This window comes from Streptomyces cahuitamycinicus (genome assembly GCF_002891435.1).
In the GTDB taxonomy this organism is placed as follows: Bacteria; Actinomycetota; Actinomycetes; order Streptomycetales; family Streptomycetaceae; genus Streptomyces; species Streptomyces cahuitamycinicus.
This window is the reverse complement of record NZ_POUC01000036.1, coordinates 13,022-33,672: the sequence shown is the minus strand read 5'-3', so window position 1 is coordinate 33,672 and position 20,651 is coordinate 13,022. Positions and strand designations below refer to the sequence as shown.

The 20,651-nt window shown below is 69.2% G+C and carries 22 protein-coding genes; 11 read left to right on the top strand and 11 right to left on the bottom strand.

Features of this window, described 5'->3' with window-relative positions; all coding sequences use genetic code 11:
* A partial coding sequence (locus C1J00_RS07815; protein ID WP_102908296.1) for a ScbR family autoregulator-binding transcription factor occupies nucleotides 1-633 on the bottom strand: 633 nt, incomplete at its 3' end.
* Between the two features lie 352 nt (nucleotides 634-985).
* Here C1J00_RS07815 and C1J00_RS07810 point away from each other — a divergent pair.
* Both C1J00_RS07810 and C1J00_RS07805 read left to right on the top strand, forming a co-directional pair.
* Nucleotides 986-2,161, top strand: a complete 1,176-nt coding sequence (locus tag C1J00_RS07810; RefSeq protein ID WP_102908295.1) for a spore photoproduct lyase family protein — start codon at nucleotides 986-988, stop codon at nucleotides 2,159-2,161.
* A gap of 393 nt (nucleotides 2,162-2,554) precedes the next feature.
* Nucleotides 2,555-2,947: an amidohydrolase family protein gene (locus C1J00_RS07805; protein ID WP_102908294.1), complete on the top strand. Its 393-nt coding sequence runs from the start codon at nucleotides 2,555-2,557 to the stop codon at nucleotides 2,945-2,947.
* Between the two features lie 22 nt (nucleotides 2,948-2,969).
* Here the strand turns inward: C1J00_RS07805 and C1J00_RS07800 are convergent, their stop codons facing one another.
* On the bottom strand, nucleotides 2,970-4,280 hold the full coding sequence (locus tag C1J00_RS07800; RefSeq protein ID WP_102908293.1) for an MFS transporter: 1,311 nt from the start codon (nucleotides 4,278-4,280) through the stop codon (nucleotides 2,970-2,972).
* A gap of 123 nt (nucleotides 4,281-4,403) precedes the next feature.
* On the opposite strand from C1J00_RS07800, the gene C1J00_RS07795 reads away from it, so the two are divergent.
* Nucleotides 4,404-5,333, top strand: a complete 930-nt coding sequence (locus C1J00_RS07795) for a phytanoyl-CoA dioxygenase family protein (protein ID WP_102908292.1) — start codon at nucleotides 4,404-4,406, stop codon at nucleotides 5,331-5,333.
* On the opposite strand, the gene C1J00_RS07790 is transcribed toward C1J00_RS07795, so the two are convergent.
* The 7 genes from C1J00_RS07790 to C1J00_RS07760 are packed head-to-tail and all read right to left on the bottom strand — an operon-like array spanning nucleotide 5,320 to nucleotide 12,533.
* A complete protein-coding gene (locus C1J00_RS07790) occupies nucleotides 5,320-6,438 on the bottom strand; it encodes a GNAT family N-acetyltransferase (protein ID WP_180989458.1) in 1,119 nt (372 codons plus the stop codon). The two genes, C1J00_RS07795 and C1J00_RS07790, sit on opposite strands and share 14 nt — an antisense overlap.
* A gap of 19 nt (nucleotides 6,439-6,457) precedes the next feature.
* A complete protein-coding gene (locus C1J00_RS07785) occupies nucleotides 6,458-7,633 on the bottom strand; it encodes a GNAT family N-acetyltransferase (protein ID WP_180989457.1) in 1,176 nt (391 codons plus the stop codon).
* A 56-nt stretch (nucleotides 7,634-7,689) separates the two neighbouring features.
* Nucleotides 7,690-8,226 carry a P-loop NTPase family protein gene (locus C1J00_RS07780; RefSeq protein WP_146046154.1) on the bottom strand — a complete coding sequence of 179 codons (537 nt, stop codon included), beginning with the start codon at nucleotides 8,224-8,226 and terminating at the stop codon, nucleotides 7,690-7,692.
* Nucleotides 8,214-9,029 carry an HAD family hydrolase gene (locus C1J00_RS07775; RefSeq protein ID WP_180989456.1) on the bottom strand — a complete coding sequence of 272 codons (816 nt, stop codon included), beginning with the start codon at nucleotides 9,027-9,029 and terminating at the stop codon, nucleotides 8,214-8,216. Before C1J00_RS07775 ends, C1J00_RS07780 begins: the two co-directional genes overlap by 13 nt.
* Nucleotides 9,030-9,034: 5 nt before the next feature.
* A complete protein-coding gene (locus C1J00_RS45125) occupies nucleotides 9,035-9,718 on the bottom strand; it encodes a class I SAM-dependent methyltransferase (protein ID WP_102908288.1) in 684 nt (227 codons plus the stop codon).
* Nucleotides 9,719-9,751: 33 nt separating this feature from the next.
* A complete protein-coding gene (locus C1J00_RS07765; RefSeq protein ID WP_102908287.1) occupies nucleotides 9,752-11,602 on the bottom strand; it encodes a B12-binding domain-containing radical SAM protein in 1,851 nt (616 codons plus the stop codon).
* A gap of 19 nt (nucleotides 11,603-11,621) precedes the next feature.
* The gene (locus C1J00_RS07760) at nucleotides 11,622-12,533 is read right to left on the bottom strand and encodes a thymidylate synthase (protein WP_219728328.1); all 912 of its coding nucleotides are present in this window, start codon (nucleotides 12,531-12,533) and stop codon (nucleotides 11,622-11,624) included.
* 343 nt (nucleotides 12,534-12,876) lie between these two features.
* On the opposite strand from C1J00_RS07760, the gene C1J00_RS07755 reads away from it, so the two are divergent.
* Genes C1J00_RS07755 through C1J00_RS07735 form a run of 5 tightly spaced genes read left to right on the top strand, consistent with a single transcriptional unit; the run spans nucleotide 12,877 to nucleotide 16,386 of the window.
* Entirely contained in the window at nucleotides 12,877-13,689 is an 813-nt protein-coding gene (locus tag C1J00_RS07755; RefSeq protein ID WP_180989455.1) for an ECF transporter S component, read from the top strand.
* 40 nt (nucleotides 13,690-13,729) lie between these two features.
* A complete protein-coding gene (locus tag C1J00_RS07750) occupies nucleotides 13,730-14,470 on the top strand; it encodes an energy-coupling factor transporter transmembrane component T family protein (protein ID WP_180989454.1) in 741 nt (246 codons plus the stop codon).
* Nucleotides 14,467-15,336 carry an energy-coupling factor ABC transporter ATP-binding protein gene (locus C1J00_RS07745; RefSeq protein ID WP_102908284.1) on the top strand — a complete coding sequence of 290 codons (870 nt, stop codon included), beginning with the start codon at nucleotides 14,467-14,469 and terminating at the stop codon, nucleotides 15,334-15,336. The genes C1J00_RS07750 and C1J00_RS07745 overlap by 4 nt, the downstream gene beginning before the upstream one ends.
* Nucleotides 15,336-16,181, top strand: coding sequence for an energy-coupling factor ABC transporter ATP-binding protein (locus C1J00_RS07740; RefSeq protein WP_102908283.1), 846 nt, complete (start codon nucleotides 15,336-15,338; stop codon nucleotides 16,179-16,181). The genes C1J00_RS07745 and C1J00_RS07740 overlap by 1 nt, the downstream gene beginning before the upstream one ends.
* Nucleotides 16,182-16,230: 49 nt before the next feature.
* Nucleotides 16,231-16,386, top strand: a complete 156-nt coding sequence (locus C1J00_RS07735; protein WP_245936245.1) for a transposase — start codon at nucleotides 16,231-16,233, stop codon at nucleotides 16,384-16,386.
* Here the strand turns inward: C1J00_RS07735 and C1J00_RS45120 are convergent.
* On the bottom strand, nucleotides 16,383-16,547 hold the full coding sequence (locus C1J00_RS45120) for a hypothetical protein (RefSeq protein WP_180989453.1): 165 nt from the start codon (nucleotides 16,545-16,547) through the stop codon (nucleotides 16,383-16,385). The two genes, C1J00_RS07735 and C1J00_RS45120, sit on opposite strands and share 4 nt — an antisense overlap.
* 45 nt (nucleotides 16,548-16,592) lie before the next feature.
* Between C1J00_RS45120 and C1J00_RS44635 the strand changes: the two genes are divergently transcribed.
* Nucleotides 16,593-17,276, top strand: a complete 684-nt coding sequence (locus C1J00_RS44635; protein WP_146046153.1) for a hypothetical protein — start codon at nucleotides 16,593-16,595, stop codon at nucleotides 17,274-17,276.
* 196 nt (nucleotides 17,277-17,472) lie between these two features.
* On the opposite strand, the gene C1J00_RS07720 is transcribed toward C1J00_RS44635, so the two are convergent.
* Nucleotides 17,473-19,053: an alpha/beta hydrolase gene (locus C1J00_RS07720; protein WP_102908280.1), complete on the bottom strand. Its 1,581-nt coding sequence runs from the start codon at nucleotides 19,051-19,053 to the stop codon at nucleotides 17,473-17,475.
* A gap of 469 nt (nucleotides 19,054-19,522) precedes the next feature.
* On the opposite strand from C1J00_RS07720, the gene C1J00_RS07715 reads away from it, so the two are divergent.
* On the top strand, nucleotides 19,523-20,029 hold the full coding sequence (locus tag C1J00_RS07715) for a hypothetical protein (RefSeq protein WP_102908279.1): 507 nt from the start codon (nucleotides 19,523-19,525) through the stop codon (nucleotides 20,027-20,029).
* Nucleotides 20,030-20,063: 34 nt separating this feature from the next.
* Nucleotides 20,064-20,429: a hypothetical protein gene (locus tag C1J00_RS07710; RefSeq protein ID WP_102908278.1), complete on the top strand. Its 366-nt coding sequence runs from the start codon at nucleotides 20,064-20,066 to the stop codon at nucleotides 20,427-20,429.
* The last annotated feature ends 222 nt before the right edge of the window (nucleotides 20,430-20,651 follow it).

Genomic DNA, 20,651 nt, shown 5'->3' with positions numbered 1-20,651 from the left:
CGCCAGGTCACTCCGCATCGGATCACTCCCCGCCGGATCCACCGCCCCCGCCAGCCGCGGCGCCGCCAGGCACGGCAGCAGCAACCGCCACAGGTCGGTCAGCGAAGGCCGAGCGAGCCAGTCGTGGTCCTCCCGCGCCAGCACCTCGATGCCGGTCGTGGCGGTGACGACGACCACGCTGGGGCGCTGCGGCGTCATACCGGCGGCGAGTTCCCCCCTGCGCTCCGCCTCGGCCAGCAGCCCCTGCACGCACTCCCGCCGTTCCCGGCGCAGTTCCCGCACCCGCCCGGCAGCCCCTTCCACGTTCAGCCGCAGACCCGCCCGCACCACGATGTCGGCGCACAGCAGCCGGGCGACGTGGTGCGTAACGTCCACAAGGCGTTGCAGAGCGCAGCCGTCGCCGCCGTGACCGCGGACCGCGGCCTCGCGCAGAGCTCGGGCGGCAGCGTCCTCGACGGCCTCGGCGACGGCGGCCTTGTCGGCGAAGTGGAAGTGCAGCGCACCGGACCTGACGCCGGCTCCCGCGCTGATCCGGGCCAGGCCGGTCCGGACGTACCCATGGGCCTCGAACTGTGCTGCCGCCGACCGGATCAGCGCGAGACGGGTCCGGACGGCCCGGTCCTGTTTGGTCACCCGTGGCTCCCCTGCAGGGCTCTGATGGCGACGCAATGAAACCGACTCGCTGGTTTTCATACATCGCGGCGACGGTCCAGGGGCCCAGGGAGGGACCTGGGCCCAGGCCCGGCTCCACCAGGCGACGCGCCGGTAGACTGGAGGTCAGGCCCGCCCCGCACACCATGGGGCATCGCCGCCAGGCGCAACCGAGGCGACCACGGAGATGATCGCGGCGAGCGCCTGCGATCACATCACCACCCGACGTCGCCCCCGCGCCACGGGTGTCCGGCTCAGCCGGCACAACTCATCCACCGGCCTTCCGGTGACGGGCGGCCCCTCCCCCCTCGCACGCATCCGTACGGGAGCACTCATGCACCACCCGTCCGGCACCCCGGACGACGACTCCGGCGCACTGTTCGGGCTCGACGCCCTCACCCCCGGCCCCGCCGCTCCCGGCACGCACTCACACTTCCGGGCCTCCGCCACGGCCCGCAGGCTGCTGCCCGTGCGGGAGATCTACGCCGAGCCCGCAGCCGCCGCGTCCCCCCGCGGACGCCAGATCAGCGCCCGGTTCCCCGAGGCGCGGATGACCACGGTGGACTCCCACTGGCGCATCCCCGGGCTGCACGGCAACGAGGGCAACGTCGAGCGCTGGGTGCGCGTCAAGGGAGAGACGCTGGTCCTGGGCGAGAAGAAGACCCTCACCACACGCCCCAACGGCCGGTCGGCGGACTGGATCGCTCCCGGCGCCTCCAACGGCTGCGCCATGGCCTGCGCCTACTGCTACGTGCCCCGGCGCAAGGGATACGCCAACCCCATCACCGTCTTCACCAACATCGACCGGATCATCGCCCACCTCGCGCGGCACATCGCACGGCAGGGGCCCAAGGCCGAGCCGAACCAGTGCGACCCCGAGGCGTGGGTGTACGACATCGGTGAGAACGGCGACTGCTCGGTGGACGCCCTGATCTGCGACAACACCGCGGACCTGGTGCACGCCTTCCGGCAGTGGCCCACCGCCAAGGCGTCCTTCGCCACCAAGTTCGTCAACCCCGACCTGCTGGCCCTCGACCCGCGTGGCCGCACCCGCATCCGGTTCTCGCTGATGCCGCCGGACGACGCCCGGCTGCTCGACGTGCGCACCTCGCCCGTAGCCGAGCGCATCGGTGTCGCGGCGGACTTCCTGGACGCGGGATACGAAGTGCACTTCAACCTCTCGCCCGTGGTCGTCCGCCCCGGCTGGCAGGACGCCTGGGCCGAGCTGCTCACCCACCTCGACGACACCCTGCCCCCGCGGGTCAAGCAGCAGGCCGCCGCAGAGGTGATCATGCTCACCCACAACCGGGACCTGCACGAGGTCAACCTCGGCTGGCACCCCCGAGCCGAGGAAGCCCTGTGGCGGCCCGAGCTCCAGCAGGCCAAGCGCTCCGAGAACGGCGCCCTCAACATCCGCTACCGCAACAAGGTCAAAGCGGAGGCCGTGCACACCCTGCGCGCCCTGATCGACCACCACACGCCCTGGCTACGCGTGCGCTACGCCTTCTGAACCCCGGGAGCGGCACCGCCGACGGCCACGCAGACGCCGACAGGCCCCGCCCGTGAGTTAGCTCACGCTGCGGGGCCTGCCATACGACATGGCCGAGCTGTGTGATGTTTCACAACGGTCCCGGAAACGAGAAACGGGCCCCTGCGATGACTTCCGTCACCTGCAGATACCCTTACCTCATGGTGGGTTCCAGTTCCGGAGCACACAGATACCTCCCCTGCAGCAGGTTGCATCGGAGACCGGCGGCTGCTCGACGTACATAGCCGTGTCGCCGTAGTTGATGTCGAGGTAGCGTCCGTTCCAGCGTCCGCATCTTCTTCGTCCAGGCGGTCCCCGCCGCCATCACCCTGACCACGGTCGTGGCAGCGGCTGAGCACCGGGCGGACGATCGCCATGCCGAGAGGGCTGACGGCGATCGCTTCGCTGCGCGCCGCCGGAGTCACCGTGGCGGGCGGTGGGGACAATGCGCGGGATCCGTTCAACCCCCTAGGCCGGTTCGACCCCATGGAGACGGCCTCGTTGCTGGTCCTGGCGGGTCACCTGTCGCCGCGTTCCGCCTACGATGCCGTCAGCGGCGCGGCACGGACGGTCATGGGCTTGGCCCGCACACCCATCGAACCAGGGGCGCCCGCAGAGCTGATGGCCGTACGGGCGGACACCCTCGCCGATGCCATGGCGGACGCCCGAGCGGACCGTGTGGTGATCCATCAGGGCCGCCTCGTATGCCGCACCCAGCACGAGCGAATCTTTCCCGCAGGCATGCCCGGCGCACGCGCTTCCGTGTGAGCGCCGAGCCCTGACATCGCTCTCAGGCCGAGGGGGACCTGTCCGTGTCCTCGGTCCTGGACGCTTCCGCCGTACGGCCGAGGCGCTGCGCCTCCTCCAGGGTGCGGGCCCCCCGGAGGGGCGAGAGGGTCAGCCAGAACGAGACAACGAGGTAGGAGAGCCCGACGACCCAGAGGGCCGTGCCGGGGGACAGCGCATCGGCCAGGGCACCACCGACGACGGCGCCCAGGGGCAGCGTGCCCAGGGCGACCAGCCGATAACTCGCGGTCACCGCACCGATCTGGTGCTCCGGCGGAATGGCCTGCCGCAGGCTCACGGCGAACACGTTGAACAGCGCCACACCGAAGCCGTTCAGCATCATGGCGACCGACGCGAGCACGGCGACGAACACGCCGACATGACTGACGATCGGAACGAGCAGCAGGCCGAGCGCGGCCAGCACCGCCCCCAGGGCCAGCACGCCGCCGACGGCCCACCGCTTGGTGAGCCGGTTGGCGCAGAGTGAACCGAGCAGGGCACCCACGCTGCCGATACCGATGACCACGCCCACGGTGGTGCCGCTCATGTCGAGCCCGCGGACGGCGAACACCAGGAAGATGGTGAGGAAGGCCTTCTCGTGCAGGTTCGACAGACCGGCCTGGACGCACAGGTCCCGGATCGGGCGTAGTGACCAGGTGTAGCGGAGCCCGGAGCCGATCGCCTTCAGCGCTGACTCACGAGGTTGTTCGGGGGCCTTGACGCCCCGCAGCAGCAGACCGCTGACGACGGCACCCGCGGAGCACGCGGCGGCCACCGTCAGGGCCGGCGACAACCCCAGCCTGCCGACGAGGAAGCCGGCCGCGGACGGTCCGGCGAGGGTGCTGACCGAGTACGTCGCCTGATGCAGACCGTTGGCCGCGGCGATGGAGCCCAGCGGCAGGATCCTGGGGAGCGTGGACTGGTAGGCGACCTCGTAGAAGACGGTGGCGACACCGATGACGGCGGCGGCGCCGACGAGTTGGCCGAAGGTCAGCCCGTCGGCCGCCTGGAAGGCGCCCAGCGCCGCCAGCGCCGCGCCCTGCGCGAGGCTGGCAGTGACGAGGGTGCGGCGCGGCGGATACCGGTCGACCATGACACCGGCGATCAGCGAGAGCACCACGACGGGGAGGAACTGCACGGCCGAGACGAGGCCCACGCCCGTGCCGTCGGAGTGGAGGTAGGTGACCGCGATCAGGGGTAGGAGAAAACTGGTCAACTGTCCGCCGAAATGCGCCGAGGTTTCCCCCAGCCAGATGTTGCGGAAGTCTTTGTTCTCCGCAACAAGGATTCGGGTATCCCTGTCGAATATGGCCACTCCAACCCCCGGTCAAACCCTCTGTGAAAAAATCACTGCAACGCTAGCATGGGGCACTCCCGTCCGCTACCGTGAGGGGCGATGCCGCTGTTGCACCCCATTTTCGGTAACAGGAGTCGAGGGATGTACGACCATTCTGGACTTACCCCCGAGGAAGTCGGCCTGCTCCCCCGCGAGGAAGATGTCCGGATTTATTCGGAGCGCGGCTGGTATTTGTCCGAGAAGCTGCTCACTGACGATGAAGCGGACGCTCTGACGGAGGCCAGCGAGCGCTATTATGCAGGTCATCGCGACCGTGAGCTTCCCTTACGGCCAGACAGACTGGCCGACTGGACGCCTGCGGACGGTGACGTCCAGCGCAACAACGACTACATCCACTACCAGGACGAAATCATTGGGAAGATCCTGCGGAAACCCATCATCGGGGCAGTCGCGGCCCGTTTGGCGCAGACGCATGAAATACGCGTTTTCCAGGCGACGCTGATCTACAAGCCGCCGATCGTCGACGAGAAGTCCAACATTGTGTCCTGGCATTTCGACAAGTATTTCTGGCCCACTTGCTCGTCGAACCAAATGCTGACCGCTTTCATTCCGTTCCACGACTGCACTGAGGAGTCGGGCACGATTACCATGGTGAACGGAAGCCATCTCTGGCGGCATCGGCACGGCGCCGCACGGCCGGTCGGTGATCCGCGGGACGTGGGGCGCGAGTATCTTCTGAACGGTGACGCGGAGCGGAACGGCGCCGTGGTGGAAAAGGTTCCGGTGCACATTCCCAAGGGGCACATGACCTTCCACCACTGCCACCTCTACCACGGCAGCGGCGCCAACCGCAGTCCCCGCCCGCGTCGGGCCATCTCGTTCCACCTTCAGGACGGGACGAACACCTACCGCGACCACACCCTCTCCGACGGGCGGCAGGAGCCGTACAAGCACGACTCCCTGGTCCGCAGGACCCCCGTCGGCCAACCGGACTACTCCGACCCGGAGTTTTGCCCGGTGCTGTGGCCCGTCCACGCGCCCGACGGCGAGGCACCCGTCACAGGGGAGTGACGCGGCTCAGGTCCCACTCCTCGTCGCTCATGCCGCCGCCCGCCTCTTCCCGTACCGCGTCGGCGAGGGCCTGGTCCGCCACCGCGTCGCGCCGCAGCCCGGCGCCCGCAGCGGCCGGCAGCGGGACGACGGCCGCCCACAACGGGTGCAGTGACGCCCCACGATGCACCTTCGCCTTCAGAGCGGAGGGCCCGAGGTGGAGCGCGGTCATGCCGTGGCGTTCCATGTGGTGCAGCGGTTCGTAGTACACGGCGTTGAAGTACTCGTACGCGTTCCGCGTCCGCGCGTAGTCGAAGCCGGCCACCCGGGCATAGCAGGTGTCCCGCCAGTCGAAGCTCAGGTTGGCGCCGACCAGGCGCCCCTCCTCGTCGACGCAGCGGAACACCGTGCTCAGGTCGTCCAGACAGCGCGCCTGGACGGTCAGGAACGTGTGGATCTCCGCGGGGTCGAGCGAGGCGCCGTAGCGGTCCATGGTCTGGCCGACCAGGGGCGCGAACTCGTCGACGCAGGCGGAGAGCGGGGCTGTCTCCACGCGCAGCCCGGAGCCCGCGAAGCGCCGGATCTCGTACTCGCGCTTGCGGACGTTCCGGCCGAGCAGATGCCGGTAGGACTCGAAGGTTCCGCCGTCGTTGTGCACCACGGCTTCGGCGGCCCGCAGTTGGGCCCGCACCTCGAACCGGCTCGCGAGCAGCCGCAGACTGTTGGTGGTGAGGAAGTCGAAGAGCAGCGCGTCGCAGTCCAGTGCGGCGGCGCGCTCGGCGGCACCGGCGACCAGGGCGTCGAGTGCCTCCGGCGCCGTGCCGGGATCCTTCGGCAGCAGAAACTCGTTGTGGTAACCGGTGCGGGTGCCGAGTCTGAGCACGGTGCGGCCTTCGGCTACGTCCGGCAGGGGCGGCGCGTTCTCGGCCGGGAAGTCGTAGTACGGCGTCCCGGCGAGGAGTTCGCCGTCGGCCTCGACCGTGAGGTATCCAGGGGTGGCGAAGTCGGGCCGCTCCTGACCGCGCAGCCAGGCGTGGCCCTGGTAGAAGCAGCTGCCCGGCGCGAGCGCGTCCCAGGCGTCCCGGTCGATGTCGTCGATCGACTCGAAGTGCTTCACATCAGGCATGTGCGCTTCCTCCTCTTGCTCACAGCAGCCAGTCGTCGGTGTTCAGCCCGCCCACCACGAACCTGCCGTACTCGGCGGCGAATGCCTCGGCCTCGGCCCGGTTGCGTTCGCGGACCTTCTTCTCGTCCGCCGCCAACGGCCGGTCCACGCCCACGAACACGCTGTACAGGGGGTTCGGCTGGGCACCACGCGCCAGCTTGGCCTGGAAGGTGCCCAGACCGAGGTGGATCGCCCGGACGGTGCGGCCGACGCCCGACTCGACGGGGTGGTAGAAGACCAGGTTGAAATAGTCGGCCACGTTGGGCACCGAGTAGTCGAAACCGGCCACGCGCGCGTAGAGCGTGTCGCCGTGCCGGTACCGCAGCGCGAAACCGACGGGGTGTCCGGCGTCCTCCGCCAGCAGCAGCGTGCTGCGGTCGCCGAGGTGCCGGCCCTGACGGTCGTACACGGCCGCCGCGCGCTCCTCGCCGTACTCGTGTCCGTGTCGGCGCATCAGCGCACTGTTGAGCGGGGCGATCTCCTTGACGACCTCGGGAAGCGAGACCTCCCGGATGGTCCGTCCGCTGCGGCCGAAGTCCCTGCGCTCGCGCCGGGCCCGGGGCCGCCGGCCGGAGGGCAGCCAGGCCAGGTAGTCGTCCAGGTTCTGCCACAGGCCGACGGGCAGGACGGTCTCGACGTCGTGGTAGAGGAGTACGGCTCCTTCGTCGGCGTGGGCCTCGGCGACCTCCAGCGCCTCCGCCCGGGGCAGGTAGTAGTACCCGAGCACGCTCGCACCGGCGGTCCCGGCGATGTCGAGGGCCCCCGCGGTGAGCGCGCGCACCGCAGCCGAGCGCTCCGGCGCCGTCACCCCGTCCCGGCCCGGCAGCTGGCCCCGGAACTCCGACCAGCCCGCGCCGAGCACCAGGGGCCGGGCCGCGAGATGGGCGTGGCGTTCCTCGTCGATCAGACCCGCGAGCAGGTCGGCGGGGGTGTAGAGCAGATGCGGCGGACGCGCGAACGCATACGTCTCGGCTCCGGCGACCGGCGCTCCCCGCTCGTCGCGCGCCATTAAGTAACGGGCCTCGGCTCCAGGCGGCAGTTCCTCGGCGCGTACGCCGGCGAAGCCGCTGCTGGAGTAGACCGTCGAACCGACTACCAGAGCGTCCCATTCCGCCGTCGGCAGCTGGTCGACGGAGTCGTACGGGGAGACGTGCATGGGGGGAACTCCAGGGATGGCGATCGGATGGGTGTAGGGCAAAACCGCAATGGGGTTCATTCCAGCAGAGAGCGCACATCGCTGTCCCGGGTATGCAGGAGTAGCACGTCGGTGCCCCTGAGCTGGTCGAACAGCTCTTGGTTGGCGAGCCGTTGGGACACACGGACCTTGACGGCGTACCAGAGGATGGAGCGGGGACCGATGACGGTCCACAGCGTCTCCCGGACGCCGCCCCAGAGTTCCTCACGCCGTATCCAGCGCCGCAGGGTGCGGCGCAGCAACCGCGGCCAGGTCACGCGCAGCGGCGGATCCGTCCACACCACGCAGTCCGCCCGGTGCGCGAAGGCCTCGACGCTCGCGGCGAACTGACCGTCGACGATCCAGCGGTCGGCCGCCAGTTCCCCGTCGACGTGGGCCAGGAACTCCTCCGTGGGCACCGGGGTCCAGTCCGGTCCCCAGAAGAAGGCGTCGAGCGTGACGGGCTCGATGCCACGCCGCTCGGCGAGTTCGCGGGCGAGGGTCGACTTGCCACAGCCGGGCCCGCCCACGATCCACACCCGGTCGGCCTCCGCGAGGCTGTTCACACGTGGCACAGGCACATCCCCTCCAACCAGGCGGCCACGCCGTCGTCGTCGTTGCCCGCGGTGAGCGCGTCGGCGGCCGCCCGTACGTCCGCGCTCGCGTTCGCGACGGCCACGCCGAGGCCCGCGGCGGCGAGCAGACCCGTGTCGTTGGGCGCGTCACCGAAGGCGACCACCCGGTCCCAGCCGACGCCGAGAGTGGCGAGAACCGAGGCGACCGCGGACACCTTGTCCGCCTCGGGGGCCGACACCTCCAGCAGTCCCGGTCCCGAGGAGGTCCACCGCACCGCACCCCGCATCCCGAGCGGGGACGGCGGTCCGTCGGTGCCGGTGTGCACCATCAGACACAGCACGGGCAAACCGTCCGGCACGTCGTCGATGCGCGGGGCCGTCCCCGGACCGCTGGCCAGGATGTCGTGCCAGTCGGGACCGAGCAGCCGGTCGTGCTCCCGGTCCACGGCCCAGGGGCGCCGCCCGAGCGCCGCGATCTCGGCGCGGACGGTGGCCGGGGTCATCGCCCGGATCCGCCGTACGCCGCCGCCGTCCAGGTCGCTGACGACGGCACCGTTGGACGACACCAGGAAGGCTCCGAGACCGCGGACGGCGCGCAGTAGCTCGCGGGCCGACCAGGCCGGGCGTGCCGTCGCGAAGACGACGCGGGTCCCCTGCGCGGCCGCCGCCCGCAGCGCCACAGCCGAACGCTCGCTCAGCGTCCCGTCCGAGAGCAGCAGCGTGCCGTCGAGGTCGGTGACCACGACGGCCGGGCGGCTGCCCCCACGCAGGCGGGGACAGCCGCTGAGATGCGTTCCGGTCACGGAGGTCACTTCTCCCGTGCGGGCTCACGGGGCGGCGGCATGCGGTGGGTGATCACGGCCGCGTACCGGTGGTAGTGCCACTGCTCGTAGCCCAGGTGGCTTTCGCCGCGGATGCCCAGGTCGGCGTTTTCGAACAGTTCCCAGCCGGGCCTCTTGACGATCCGGTCCATCTCCGCGGCCGTCGGGTAGTACCCGCACTGCCGCTCGTCGTCGTTGAGCCCGATCAGGTACTCGCCGAAGAAGAGCCCGCCCGGCGCGACCATGTCCATCGCGTGGCGGACGAGAGCCTCCATGGTGTGGGCCCGGTTGGGCGGCATCGACCACAGTCCGCTGCCCAGTACGAGCTGGAAGTCGCCCTCGGCGGGCAGGGTCATGTAATCCTGCTCCACCACGGTGCACCGGTCCGCCAGGCCCTCGGCGGCGAGCCGCTCCCGCAGGCCCAGGATGTCGTGGTGCCCGTCGACGAGGTCCAGCTCGCCTCCGTCGAGGAAGAGTTCGTCGCTCTCCACCCCGACGACCTCCCAGCCGGCGCGGAGCAGCGGCAGGGCGAACTTCCCGTCGGAGACGCCCAGGACACAGGCACGCGGCCGGACGCGGCGGGCGTACTCGCCCAGCGGGATGTAGCGGGCCAGAGCGGGGAAATAGGAGAAGTAGTCTCCCCAGTAACTTTTGTGATCGACGTCAAGCACACGCCCTCCCACGGCCGTTGTCGGTGCTGCTGATCATGTCGCCGCCTCGGCCATGGCCTCGGCCGCGCTGTTGCGGACGGTGCCCCACCGCTCGGCCGCGGACTTGTGGATGTACCAGATGTCGTCCTCGGTGAGCAGTCGGGAGACGACCTCCGGATAGGCCTCCTCGAAGTACGAGTAAGGGGGCCGGTTGTCCTTGCGTGAGTGGTAGTCCAGGCGGTCCTGGCCGTGTTCGGCGGTGATCGCCGTACCCGGGTGGTACGTGAGGATGTTGGGGCTGGCCATGACGAGCAGTTCGTCGTCGATCAGCCGGCCGATCTCCTCGATTGTCTCCTCGATGGTCTCCCGGCACTCGCCGTCCAGACCGAAGAGGACCGAGCTGCCGACCCTGATGTCGTGGCCCCGGATGGTGGCGAGCGCCTCGCGCACCTTGCTCACCCATGCCTCCGGGTTGCGGCGCAGCAGGTTCTTGCCCACGTGGGCCATCACGCGCTGGGCCATGCTCTCGATGCCGATGTAGATGTAGGTGCAACCGCTGCTGCGCATCAGTTCGAGCCCGGCGCGCACCTCCTCGGCCTTGGCGCGGTTGAGTACCACGTCGACGGTGAGCTGGGCGCCCCACTCGAAGGAGCCGCCGCCCGGCAGATCCGTGCCCTGCGCCCGCAGATCCCGGCAGAACTCGGTGATCGCCTTCCAGTTTCCGCCCCAGAACACGGGGTCGTCGAAGAACGCGGCTTCCGCGCCCCAGTCCATGAGCCGGCGGACCCGCCGGACCACGTGCTCGGTCTCGCTCACCGCGAACCGGGTGGGCCGGTTGGAGACCTGGATGCTCTCCGAGCAGAAGGTACATTTGAACGGGCAGGAGTCCAGCGTCATCATGTGCGCCGTACGACTGCCCAGGGGGTGGCTCCCGGCCTCCGCAAAGACACCGAAGCGCGCGCGGATGGAGAACGCCTCGTACGGCGACGGCAGTTCGATCGAGCTGAGCCGCTCACCGCGCACCGGCACGACCACCGCCCCACCGGGGCAGAACCCGACGATCGTGCCCGAACCGCGCAGTGCCTCCCCGGCACCGGCCACCAGCGGAAGGGTGTCGAGCACCGCCGCGTTGTCGGTCGGGCCGAAGCCGGGCGGGACGGTCAGCGACAGGGCCCGCAGCAGCAGGTCGAGCAAGGGTGCGCCGTCACCGGCGACCACGAAGTCGACGACCCGGCCCGCGCGGCCGTCGCGGACGACCTCCACCGTGCTGCTCCAGGAGAACTCCGCCGTGCCGTTGGCATCTCGGTACCGGATCGTCTCGTCGGCGTGCCGGCCACCGATGACGACGACGCAGTGCGGCGTGTGCTCCTTGGCCAGCTCGGCCATCTCCAGCGCGTACCGATGCGCCGCCGACACCGCGCTGAGCAGGAGAACCTTGGGCTGCAGTGCGCGGAGCTCGGCGATGAACCTCTCGCGGGCTACCTCGTCCCAGATGCGGGGGTCGAAGACGTGGCCGTCGGTGGTCCGGCTGTCGGCGACCAGTGTGCTCCGCGGCCCGTTCGCCGTACGGCGGTACTCCTCGTCCGGGTAGTCCCCCCAGTCCGGGCAGACGTCGTCGAGGGACGGCTCCTTCGGTAGTCCCGCGCGCAGCCGAGCCACCGAGCGCTGGATGGTCAGGGTCAGCGCCGAGTACAGGCACATCGGATCACCGGGATAGGCGACCTCGCCTCCTCTGCTGGTCGCCACCGGGACCAGTACCGCCATGACCGGGTAGGTGAACTGGGCCCGGCCGGGGTGTGCCTCGAACAACCGGCGTCGCCTGACGACCAGTTCGGTCAGCGTCCCGCCGGCCTCGGCCGCCTCCGGACCGTTCGGCTCCAGTGGGGTACGAACCGTTGTCCTCACGTGTGATCCTCCGCCGCGATCAGATCGCGGCGATGAGGTTCGCGACGCCACCGCTCGAGGCCGGGCTGGTCACCAGCGACATGGTGTCGCCCAGCTTGCGGTAGGCGTGTGTGGCCAGGCAGGCCCGGGCGACGTCCGCGAACTCGGTGTTCGCCTTGTGCGCGGCGATCTCGTCCACAGCCGCTATATCGCCCGACTGCGCCGCGAGCCGCAACCGGCGCTCGAAGTCGACGAGTTCGCGCGCGACCTCCCGGCCGCCGTCCGGGGTGCCGGGGAACGCGGGCAGCGACACCGCCTCCACCGGCTCCTCGACGACCTTCCGGGCCAGGTCCACCTCGTTCTCGTAGAAGTGGAAAGTGCCCGACTGGTGGATGTACGGGCCGCTCGGGACGTTCAGCAGTGACGCCGTGTACTGCTGCATCCCCATGAAGAGGAAGGCGTCGTACGGCAGGACCGTCAGCGCCTGCTGGGCCCGCATGACGGTGATCCAGGTGAGCGCGCCGTCCCGGAGGAACAGGTGGACGCCCACGGCGCACGGGTACTCCCGCGACTGGCGGAAGTTGTCCTCGGGCTGCAGCACCAGGGCGAACGCGCGCCGGTGGGCGGGGTCGCGCTCGATGCGGCCGACCACTTCCTCCAGCTGGTTCCCCTTGGAGGTCAGCAGCCGGTGGCCGAACGCACCGCTCAGCGTGTGCTGGTCGTCCGAGTACTCATGGGCGCCACGACGGTAGTACGCGGGAGTGTCGACGTCGTTCCGGCCGTCCAGGGACCAGGCGAGCAAACCGAAACAGTAGGAGAGATTGACCGGAAGGTGCGGGGTGACCGCCAGACAGGAGGCCGGGTCGGCGATGCGGCTCTGATAGGCCAGGAGTTCGCGATACGGGCGGTCGTTTTGGCCGAAGCCTGACGCCTTGGAGAGCGGATCGCGCACCGAGGCGACCTCGCTGCCCTCCGCAAGGATGTCGCGTAAGCCCGCAGTGTACGAATCCGCGAAAGACTGATAATTGGGCATGCCAACGACCCCGTTCTGACGATTGATGATAAACTCGCCACTCTGCATGGAAAATCGGACAAATCACTGTCCGGGACGAGCTCGGTTTCGATCGAGTAGAACGTCGAGGTTCTTCTTTTGTCAATGGAGTTTCGATATCTCTGACGAGGGGAACGACTGCCCCGTTCGCCGTACCCGGTGGGTATTGACACGGATCACTCGCACTCCGGATGATGACCGGCGACTAATGGAGCTTGCCAACACTCGGGGGGCGGCAGTTCAAGTGACGGGCCATTTCTCGTTAAACCCATGGCACTTATCTCCGCGATGGCGCATCGGGATCGGCGCGGCAATCGTCGCCATCACCTACGCGGGGCTGATCTCAGCCAGACCCGATTCCGTACACGGCGGCGTGGGCGGTCCGGCCGCCCTGCTCGCCCTGTGCGGCTACACCCTCGGGGCAATGCTGATCGTCTCCGGTGCCGTGGCGGGGCTGCCGACGACGACCGTGGCACTGCTGCCGGTGGCGATCACCATCAACATCGTGATGGGAAAGATCGTCTACTTCAGCGGCCTGCCGCTCCAGCTCGACTCGATCGGCACCGTGCTCGTGGGCGTCCTCGCCGGACCCGCCGCGGGTGCCGCCACCGGGGCTCTGGCCAGCATCGTCGTCGGGATGACCATCACGCCCGGGGCGCTGCCCTATGCGGTGACCGCCGCCCTGATCGGCTTCATAGCGGGCACCCTGGCGCGGGCCGGCTGGTTCCGGCGCGTGCCGACCGCCCTGCTCGCGGGGGGTGTGATCGGCGTGTTCGCCGGCGTGGTCTCCGCCCCCATCACGGCCTTCGTCTTCGGCAACGCCGGCGGCACAGTGGGGCAGTCGGCCGTCATCGCGACGTTCCAGGCCTACGGAAACAGCATGCTGAAGGCCGCCAGCCTGCAGGGACTGGTCGCCGACCCCCTGGACAAGGCGCTGACCGTGGCTCTGGCACTGACCCTGCTGGCGGGCCTGCCCTCCGGCTACGTGCACCGGTTCCCCTTTGTCCAGCAGCATCGCGTGCTGGCGGTCCACCGCCTCGTGCCGAGAAGGACATGACCTCATGGACATATCCCCGCGCTCGGCCGACGGCTCCCCCGTGCACCGGCTGAATCCGCTCACCAAGCTGGTCTTCGCGGTCACCGTCACCGTGTCCGCATTCGCCCTCACCATGACCTGGTGGCCGTTGCTGCTCTTCTGTACGGCGGTGCTTCCCATGGTAATTGCTTCGGGAACCCTGCGTAAATTCTTCCCCATGCTTCTCGCCCTGTGGGTTCCGATTGCTCTCACGGTTTACTTGATTCAGGGTTTCTTCTATCCGGAAACAAGCCGGGTGGTGGCTGAAATTGGCCCCTTGGAGTTGAAATACGAGGGGCTGGTTTTCGCCACCCAGACCGCCCTGCGGATCATGGTTCTCATGGGCGGATTCTTCCTCCTTCTACTCACCACGCGCCCCGGCGCGCTGATGAGTGCGATGACTCAGCGCGGCATGTCGCCGAAGACCGTCTACGTCGTCTCGGCCGCCCTGCAGATCGCGCCCGCCCTCGCCGACCGGGCCCAGGGCATCCTGCACGCCCAGCAGGCGCGCGGCCTACCGGTCAAGGGGCTGCGCGGCCGGATCCGGGCTCTGGTCCCCATGGCCGGGCCGCTGATCCTCGGTGCCCTCACGGATGTGGGAGACCGTGCGGTGGCCATGGAGACCCGGGGCTTCGGCACCAGCCGCCGTCCCACGTTTCTGACCGAGGTGCCGGACACCGCGGCGCAGCGGGTCGCCCGAACCGTCATGGGACTGTGCGCGCTCACCGCCGTCGTCGCCAACGTACTCGGAGTGCTCCGGTGATCGAATTCAGGAACTTCTCCCTCACCTATCCGACCGGCTCCCGGCCCGCCCTGCGGGAGATCGACCTCGTCGTGCCGCGTGGCCAGATCTGTGCCGTGGTCGGTGCCGAGGGCGCGGGCAAGACCACACTCGCGGGAGTGATCAGCGGAGTCGTCCCGCACATGACCGGCGGCGACCCCACGGGTTCGGCACGGGTCGGCGGACGGCTGCTGGCAAAGACACAGCCGTCCGAACTCGTCGGCGAAGTCGGCCTGGTCATGCAGAATCCGTTCAACCAGCTGTCGGGAGCACGGTTCTCGCTGCGCGAGGAACTGGCCTTCGGCCTGGAGAACCTCGGCGTCAACCGGGCCGAGATGATCCGCCGCGTCGAGGCGGTCATGGCCGACCTGGGACTCACCGCCCTGGCCAGCCTCTCCCCGTACGAGATCTCCGGTGGACAGCAGCAACTCCTGGCCATCGGGTCGGCGTTGGTGATGAGACCGGCCGTTATGGTGCTGGACGAGCCGACCTCCCAACTCGACGCGGTGGGCGCCGGGTTGGTGTTCGACACGCTGGAGACCCTGCGGGCACGGGGCGTCACCGTCGTCCTCTTCGAGCACCGGCTCGAACGGCCCGCCCGGTACGCGGACCGCGTTCTGGTCCTGGGCGAGGGACGGATCGTCGCCGACGGGCCACCGACCGACGTCCTCACCGACCCCCGGCTCGCGGAGTGGGGGGTGGCCCCGCTGCGCTACACGACGGCCGCCCGCCGCGCCGCCGAACGCGGCCTGTGGGAGGCGGACCGTCCGCTGCCCGTGACCTTGGAGGCGGCCGCAGACGGGTTCGCCGCCGCACTGAAGAGCGCGCGAACCGCCGGAGGCCTGTGATGGTGCTGCGCATCGACTCCCTGATCCATCGCTACCCGAACGGAACGACCGCACTCGCGGGCGTCTCGCTGGCCGTCCGGGCCGGCGAACGCGTGGCGATCATGGGCCCCAACGGGGCGGGCAAGAGCACCCTGGCCCGGCACCTGATCGGCATCGCTCGCCCCACGTCGGGGACGGTCGAGGTGGACGGCCGCGACGCCACGGGTCTCGGGATCGCCGATCTGGCCCGCAGCGTGGGCTTCGTCTTCCAGAACCCGGACGACCAACTGCACGCCGCCACAGTGGCCAAGGAAGTCGGATTCGGCCCCCGCAACCTCGGCTTCCCGGCCGACCGCCGGACCGCCCTCACGACATGGGCGCTGCGGGTCACCGGCTTGACCGCGGAGGCGGACAGCCACCCCCGCCATCTGTCGTTCGGCGAGCGCAAACGGGTTGCCCTCGCCTCGGTCCTCGCGATGGACACCCCGATCATAGTCCTGGACGAGCCCACCACCGGCCAGGACCACCGCTCCGTCACCCTGCTCGAAGAACTCGTCGGGGACCTGCACAAGAAGGGAAAGACGATCGTCGCCATCACCCACGACACGGACTTCTGCGCGGAGAACTTCGACCGGATCGTCGTCCTCGCCGAAGGCCGCGTGCGGTGGGACGGTCCGGTGGAGCGCTGGCTGGAGGGAGCCGAGGATCCGTCCGTGTCCGCCTTCGAACAGCCCCAGATGACCCGGCTCGGCCGAGGACTCGGCTGGCCGGCCCCGGTGGTCACGGTCGACAGCTTCCTGGACCGGCTGACCGACCACGCCGAGACCGGCGTCTGCCCCCCGTCGCCCCGCCCCCTGAACACCTGAGTTCCCTTCGTAGCGTGGAGGTCCCTGACGGCAGGTGACATTGGTCGTCATGGCGGACAAGCGTCGCAAGTTCACGGCGGAGTTTCGAAAGGGGGCGGTACGCATCGTGACGGAGACAGGGAAACCGGTCCCGGAGGTCGCGAAGGACCTGGGGATCAGCGCGACAACCCTGGCGAGCTGGGTCTCGCGGGCGAAGCGGGCCTAGAAGGCCTCGCCGGAGGAGAAGGACGCGTTGATCGCCCGGCTTGCTGCGGGGGCGCTGTCGGCGAGGGTCGCCCGGCGGACCATGATGATCTGCGCGGACGTTGCCCAGACCGCCGCCATGATCGTGCTGGCGCTGGACCTGATCGCCGAGAAGATCGACAAGCAGACTGGATCGACCGCATCCGCGCCCGCACGAACTACGTGTTCATGCCCAAACAACGCCCCGACGCCGAAGGTCACCGCCGCGTGATGTGCCCGGCAGAGGCCAACCGCGCGCAGTGCCCCCTCAAGCCCCGCACGCTCGGCCGCGGCATCCACCTGCCACTCGTCGACCCCGTCCCGAAGCCGGCCGGCTCACCGCCCTGCTGCGTCCAGCGCACCGTCACCGTCCCCCCGGAAGCCGGCGCCAACCTCTGGCAGCCGCTCCAGTACGGCTCCGTAGCCTGGCAGCGGGTCTACTTCCGGCTCCGTAACAGCGTCGAAGGCATCAACGGCTTCGCCGAGGACCGCCTCCAGGAACGCCTCGAAGACGCCGGCACCCGCCGCATCCGCGGCATCGCGGCCCAGACCCTCCTCCTGGCCTTCCAGCTCGCCCACGCCAACCGCCGCAAACTCGCCTCCTGGGCCGACGCCATCGCCCTGGGCGGCGAACGGCCCCGCCGACGGCCCACTCGCCGCCGCAGGACCAAGCCCCTGGGCACGTGGACCCCCAAGGCCACATCACGCAGCGCTGAGACCTTCCTCACAGAGCGCGCAGCCCGAGAGCTAATCAAGCAAGATCCACACACGAACGCGGACCGCCGCCGGCCCATAGGCCACCGACGGTCCGCTTCACCAGGCCCAGAGACAGACATCACACCACAGAAACAGGAATGGGCGGCATCGCGATAGCGATGCCGCCCATTCCGTCGGTGCAGCTAGAGCACTTTCGTCGGTGCTCCGTGGTGGGGCACCGACGGAATGTGCTGGTCAGCGGTGACTCAGAGATTTCGAAGATCGTTTCCCGCGCTCGGGATGATCGTTTCCCACCGTGCAGGTAGCCCCACGTTGCCTCCCGCAGGCGGAGGACCTCCAAGACGGCTGGCGATCAGAAGCGGCCGACCATCCCCGGGATGCCCGGGGGTGTCGGGAGCGGCAGCCGGTCGGGGGCGTTGCGTTCGTCCGCGGCCGGAGCGGCCTTGCAGGTCAGGTCCTTCGTGGGGAGCTTGCCGGTGGTCAGGTAGGTGGTGGCCGTCTTGTCGGCGCACGACTTGGTGCCGTAGATGCCGTGTCCGACACCTCCTGCGACCGTGACCATCTTCGAGCCCTTCATGGCGCGGCGCAGGCCCTGGCCGCTGGTCAGCGGCGTCTGGGAATCCCACTCGTTCTGGAGGATCAGCGCACGCACCTTGTTACCGATCCTGGTGGCGGGCTCGCTGCCGTTCTTCTTCCAGAAGGCACACGGCTTGATGTGGGAGGCGAAGTCGCCGTACAGCGGGTACCTGGCCTTGTCCCGGATCGCGTCCTTGCGGTACTGCTCGGGATCGCGCGGCCAGGCACGGGTGTCGGCGCAGACGACGGCCCAGAAGCCGGCGTCGCCGTTGTCCTCGGGCACGGACCGGCCGAAGGACGGCGGTACGGGCTCGGGCGTCTTGAGCTCCCGGTCGGCGGACGGGGGAGCTCCGGCGGCGGCCTTCTTCAACTCGGCGACCGCTTCGGCGGCGTCGCGCGTGCCGAAGAACATGCCCCGCAGGCTGTGGCGGATGTCGTCACCGGTGAGCAGCGTGCCGTCGAGGTCGATCGGCTTGCGGTCGGCCTGAGCGACCAGGCCGTAGAAGGTCTTGCGGACCGCCTCGGGGGTCCGGCCCAGCTTGTAGGTGGCATGCCGCGCGGCGGTCCACTCGGTCCATCGGGTGAAGGCGGGCTCGGCGCCCTCCGCCCAGACCTGGATCATCCCGCGCCAGATGCGGGCCGGGTCGACGGCGCTGTCCAGCACGAAGCGGTCGGTGCGCTTCGGGAACATCTGCGTGTAGACGGCGCCGAGGTAGGTGCCGTAGGAGTATCCGAGGTAGGAGATCTTCTTCTCGCCGAGCACGGCGCGGATGACGTCCATGTCCCGGGCGGTGTTGCGGGTGGTGATGTGGCGCAGCTTGTCGCCCTGCTTCTTGTCGCATTTCTCTGCGACGGTCCGGGCCCACTTCACGTCCTTGGTGAACGTCTCGGCTTTGTACGGCCGTTCCCAGTTCCGCTCGTCGGATGTCAGGCCACAGCCGACGGGGGAGCTTTGGCCGATGCCCCGCGGGTCGAAGCCGACGAGGTCGTACTTGTTCTTCACGGCCTTGGGAAGCTCGTCGGCCATGTACTGCGGCATGTCGACGCCCGGCCCGCCCGGGCCCCCGGGGTTGAGCAGAAGCACCCCGCGCCGTTCCTTCTCGGTGCTCGTCTTCATCCTCGATATCGCCAGATCGAGCTTCTTGCCGCCAGGTCTGCCGTAGTCGAGCGGCACTTTGATCGTGGCGCACTGAAGGGAGGCGGGCAGTTCCGTGTCGCAGCGGTGCCAGGCCGGTTTCTGCTGGAGGTAAGGGCGCAGGGAGTTCTCGGCGGCGGATGCGGTGGCGGGCGTCAGCGCGGTCACCAGCGGGGTGACGGCGCCGACCGCCAGGAAGAGGGCTATTCGGCTGTTGCGCACGCGCGTTGGGTCCTTGGGTCGATGCGTACGGGACGCACCCACCCTGCCGTGCGCGTTGTGCGGATTGATCCCTCCACAGGGCAGTGTTTCTCCCACCGTGGACGTACGGGGAGTTGGGGCGGATAGTGCTGGAGTCGGACAACCGCGACCGGCTCTTTGCCCTCTATCTCAAGTGGCGTCCTGAAATAAAGTTGAGTCGTGTACGATCTCGATTGATCCGCGTTTCAAGAATCTTCTTGGCTTCCTTGCGGTGCCAGTTGCGATTCCACCGGCGTCTTCAACAAGAGGCTTGATTCGAGCGGGTCGTTCCGGCCGGTAGTCGTGATCCTTTTCACGCGCCTTCTCTTATGCCTGACCTCCCTCGGGATGTCAGAGTCTCGTCCGTGATCACCTCCAGGACCTGGAGGTGAGGACCACGGAACCGTCTCCCTGACCTGGAGACGAATGAACGACTACTGGGGAATCCAACATGCGTAAGACCACCACGCGCCGCGTCTCTCTGGCCGGAATAGCCGCCGTCACCAGTGCCGCCCTGCTCGCCACCGCGGCTCCCAGCGCCACGGCCGCCGACGACAGCCGGGGAACGGCTCGCACCGTGGCTGCCTCCTCCGCGACGCAGGCTCCTGAACTTACGGCCGAGCAGCGCCAGTTCATCGAGCAGGAGATGGGCCCGGAGGCGCTGGCCGAGATCGAGAAGGCCATGAGCCGGAACGGGGGCTTCGCCTTCCCGATCGCCGCGGCGGCCATCGGTGCCGCGGCGTGGTGCGCGAAGGGGGCGCTGGCCAGCATTCCCACCTCGGTGCTCAGCGACATCGCGGCGGGCAAGGCTTCCAGCAAGAAGACCTACGTCAGGAACGCCGTCATCGGCTGCCTCGGGGGCGAGATCGGGGGCGTCGTCTGGAAGTTCCTGCCGGGCTGGGTCAAGAACAAGGCCGTCAACATGGTGATCGCCTTCATCATCAAGTACATCCGCTGACGTTGATCGGCACCGCGCGAATCCTGGGGCATCCATGGCCTACATCTTCATCTTCGGTTGCTTCCTCCTGCTGGGCGTGGCCGCTTCGCTGGCCGCACGCACCGGGTACCGGGGCAAGGTCTGTGACCGGTCCGACGGGTACGAGGTCCCCGCGGAGGTGAAGTCCGACCCGGGGCTGAGGAAACGGGCGAATGACCTGGTGGCCTTCTGGTGCACCGGGGCCGCGGTGCTCAGCTTCGCTCCGTTGGTGCCGATCGGCACGGTCATCATGAGCGGCGGTGGCCGAACGGTCGGCACCTGGGGACTTGTGGTCCTCGCCGTCTACGGCCTGGCCGTGGTGACCGTGGGCGCCTACCCGTTCGAGAAGATCAAGAGCCTGGGGCGGTCCGCCGAGCGGTGAACAGAGCAGGGACTGCCGCGTCGTGCGGCCGGCTCGAGCAGCCGCCCCGGGTACCGGGCCGGGGCGGCCGACGGACCTGACCTGTGGCGAAGGCCGTGATGGTGCCCGTGTGTGCCGTCAAGGAGCTCAGCCGCGCCTGTCCGCTGGCGCGGCCGACAGACGGTGGACCGCCACGACGTCAGCAACAGGGCAGTCCGGTGGTCGGTACCGCTGGGTGACCGG